The sequence below is a fragment of the Mesorhizobium sp. M8A.F.Ca.ET.021.01.1.1 genome (assembly GCF_003998025.1).
Lineage (GTDB): Bacteria > Pseudomonadota > Alphaproteobacteria > Rhizobiales > Rhizobiaceae > Mesorhizobium.
The window spans coordinates 1-3439 of sequence record NZ_RZSJ01000629.1; the positions used below are offsets into that span (position 1 = coordinate 1).

Annotated in this window: 4 protein-coding genes and 1 pseudogene; 4 read left to right on the forward strand and 1 reads right to left on the reverse strand. The window is 64.8% G+C overall.

Going from position 1 to position 3439, the window contains the following annotated elements; translation table 11 throughout:
* Positions 1-179, forward strand: a pseudogene (locus EOA36_RS38585) (DNA mismatch repair protein MutT); the annotation flags it as partial.
* A 1-nt stretch (position 180) separates the two neighbouring features.
* Here the strand turns inward: EOA36_RS38585 and EOA36_RS31055 are convergent.
* Positions 181-1173 (reverse strand): glutathione S-transferase family protein, encoded by a 993-nt coding sequence (locus EOA36_RS31055; RefSeq protein WP_127280712.1) that lies wholly within the window; start codon positions 1171-1173, stop codon positions 181-183.
* A 267-nt stretch (positions 1174-1440) separates the two neighbouring features.
* Between EOA36_RS31055 and EOA36_RS31060 the strand changes: the two genes are divergently transcribed.
* The 3 genes from EOA36_RS31060 to EOA36_RS31070 form a co-directional block, all read left to right on the forward strand.
* Positions 1441-1965 (forward strand): N-acetyltransferase, encoded by a 525-nt coding sequence (locus tag EOA36_RS31060; protein ID WP_127280713.1) that lies wholly within the window; start codon positions 1441-1443, stop codon positions 1963-1965.
* Between the two features lie 144 nt (positions 1966-2109).
* Positions 2110-2871, forward strand: coding sequence for a 3-hydroxyacyl-CoA dehydrogenase (locus EOA36_RS31065; protein ID WP_127280714.1), 762 nt, complete (start codon positions 2110-2112; stop codon positions 2869-2871).
* 76 nt (positions 2872-2947) lie between these two features.
* On the forward strand, positions 2948-3439 hold a 492-nt coding region (locus tag EOA36_RS31070), incomplete at its 3' end, for a pyridoxamine 5'-phosphate oxidase family protein (protein ID WP_145969397.1).

Genomic DNA, 3439 nt, shown 5'->3' on the forward strand with positions numbered 1-3439 from the left:
ATCATGTCGGCTTCTATCTCGTCGAAAATTTCAGCCAGACCGCGCCGAAACGGCCCGACCATGAAATCGCCGAGGCCGGCTTTTTTCCACTCGATCGCTTGCCGGAAGGCACCACACCGGCGACGCTGCGGCGGATCGCCGAGGTTTTCCGCGGCGTGCCAGCATCGCCCTATTGGTAGATCAGGCCGCCGCCCTCGCGAACTTCGCCCGATCATGCGGCGCGCCATAGTCAAGCTCCGGTCCCGCCGGCACGATCCGCGTCGGATTGATCGTTTCGTGGCTGCCGTAATAATGCGCCTTGATGTGATGCAGGTTCACCGTCCCCGCCACACCGGGCACCTGATAGAGGTCGCGCAGATAGTTCGACAGGTTCGGATAATCGGCGATGCGGCGCAGGTTGCACTTGAAATGGCCGACATAGACCGGGTCGAAGCGCACCAGCGTGGTAAACAGCCGCCAGTCGGCCTCGGTGATGCGGTCACCCACCAGATAGCGTTGCCTGGACAGGCGGTCCTCCAGCCCATCGAGCGTCGAAAACAGCTCGCCGAACGCTTCTTCATAGGCCGCCTGCGTGGTGGCAAAGCCGGCGCGGTAGACGCCGTTGTTGACGGAGGGATAGACCAGCGCGTTGATCGCGTCGATCTCGCCGCGCAGCGCCTGGGGATAGAAATCGAGGCCGGCATCGCCCCATTGATCGAAGGCTGAGTTGAGCATCCGGATGATTTCGGAGGATTCGTTGGAGACGATGGTCTGTTCCTTTTTGTCCCACAGCACCGGCACCGTCACCCGGCCCGAATAGGCGGAATCCGCCCTGGTGTAGATCTGGTGCAGGAAGTCGAGGCCATAGAGCGTGTCGCCGGTGGCGCCGTCCTCGGCGACAAACGTCCAGCCGTTGGCGCCGAGGAAATGATGCACGATCGAGATGGAGATGATGCCTTCGAGCCTCTTCAACGCGCGAAAGATCAGCGTCCGCTGCGCCCAGGGACAAGCGAGCGAAACATAAAGGTGATAGCGGCCGGGCTCCGCCTTGAAGCCTCGGCCGCGGCCTTCCGCCGGTGCACCGTCGCGCGTGATCCAATCTCGCCACTGCGATTGCGGCCGCACGAACCTGCCACCGCTGTCCTTGGTGTCATACCAGCGGTCTTGCCATTTACCGTCGACCAACAATCCCATGGAATATCCTTTCGCGTTTCCACCTCATGTAGAGCGCGATGCGGCAAGACGGAATTAGTCAGGACTGAACAGATCGTCAATCGATAGGGCCAGCGGACGGGTCGATTGCGGCGGCGCAAAATTGATGCTAGCGGACACTTTGCATGTTCGATTTTGCTTTGATCCGGTTTGACCGACGACGAAAGGGCGCCCGCGCTTGATGAAGCGCTGACTGGCGAATGCTGCCGTTTGCAGCAACCTTTCCTCCTCTACCGGAACGCAAAGACCATGAGCCTTGCCGACGTGAAGTACCTGCCGGAAACCCCGGCGCACGATCCTGAAATCGAAGCAATCAATGACGAGGCCTTCGGGCCCGGCCGTTTCGTGCTGGCCGCCTACAAGATCCGCGAGGCCGGTGGGCATGAGCGTGCTCTGTCCTTTGTCGCGGTCGACGGCGACCTCGTCGTCGCCTCGGTGCGCATGACGCGCATAGCGGCCGGTGCCGGCCGGGCGCTGATGCTTGGGCCGCTCGCGGTACGGCCCGCCTTCAAGAATCTCGGCATCGGCCGCCGGCTGGTGGCGATCGCACTGGAGGCCGCCGCCAAGGCCGGTGCACCCGCCGTGATCCTGGTCGGCGACGAGCCTTATTACGGGCCGCTCGGCTTCAAGCGCATACCGCGCGGCCAGATTTCGATGCCGCGGCCTGTCGACCTCGACCGGCTGCTGTCGCATGAGATCACGCCAGGCGCGGTGGCCAGGCTTTCGGGCGAGGTCGGCCACGCCAGCCAGGCCAGGATCGTCGAGCACGCCTGAAGCAGCTTCGCGAAGGGTATGAACGGGGCTGCGTTCGCCGTTTCTGCAAGACGGCGAACTGCTCCATCTTGACCTCGTCGGTCGATCCGGGCCTGATCCGTCCCCGTCTCATAGGAAGCCCGTTCTCACAGGAAGGATGACGCCATGAACCCCAGCGGCCAGATCGCGATCGTGACCGGCGGCGGCTCCGGCCTTGGCGAGGCAACCGCGCGCGCGCTTGCCGCCAAGGGAGCCCGTGTCGCCATCCTCGATGTCGGCATCGAGCGCGCGGCCAAGGTCGCGGCCGAGATCGGCGGCATCGCCGTCCGGTGCGACGTCGCGAGTGCCGACAGTGGTGCCGCCGCCCTCGCCGATGTCGCCGCCAAGCTGGGCGAGCCCCGCATCCTGGTCAATTGCGCCGGCATCGCCATTGGCGTGAAGACGATCGGCAAGGACGGCCCGCATCCGCTCGACCAGTACCGCAAGGTGATCGAGGTCAATCTGATCGGCACCTTCAACATGATCCGCCTGGTTGCCGACCGCGCCGCCAAGCTCGAGCCGCTGCAGGGCGGCGAGCGCGGCGTCATCGTCAACACCGCCTCGGTCGCCGCCTATGACGGCCAGATCGGCCAGGCGGCCTATTCCGCCTCCAAGGGCGGCGTGGTCGGCATGACGTTGCCGGTGGCGCGTGATCTCGCCCGTTCCGGCATCAGGGTCTGCACCATCGCGCCCGGCATCTTCAAGACGCCGATGATGGCCGGCATGCCGCAGGACGTGCAGGATTCGCTGGGCGCCGCGGTGCCCTTCCCCTCACGCCTCGGCGAACCTTCCGAATATGCCGCACTTGCCCTGCACATCATCGAAAATCAGATGCTGAACGGCGAAACCATCCGCCTCGACGGCGCCATCCGCATGGCGCCGAAATAGTGCGAGCCGAAGTTGGCGGAAGACCGAATCCGGCCGGCAACACCGACAAGCGAGACAAATTGTGGCGAGCGCTTCGATGCAGCGAAATCAAGATAGGGATGTGATCCGAGAGACCGACGCCGAGGCGATCCGGTTGGCGAAAACGCTTCTGCGCAGTGCCCGCTTCGGCGCCCTGGCGGTGCTGGAACCACAGACCGGGGCGCCGCTGGCGAGCCGGGTCGGCGTCGCGACCGATATCGACGGCGCGCCGCTCATTCTGGTATCGATGCTCGCGGCGCACACGTCGGCGCTGCTTGCCGATCCGCGTTGCTCCCTGCTGCTTGGCGAACCCGGCAAAGGTGATCCGCTGGCGCATCCGCGGCTGACGCTGGTCTGTCAGGCATCGCGGCTGGAGCGCGGCTCGCAGGCGCATGCCCGTGCCGAGCGCCGCTATCTCAACCACAATCCCAAGGCGAGCCTCTATGCCGGGCTCGGCGACTTTTCGATCTTTCGCCTGGAGCCGCAACGCGCCAGCCTCAACGGCGGGTTCGGCAAGGCCTATCTGCTCGAACGGGGCGACCCCCTCCCC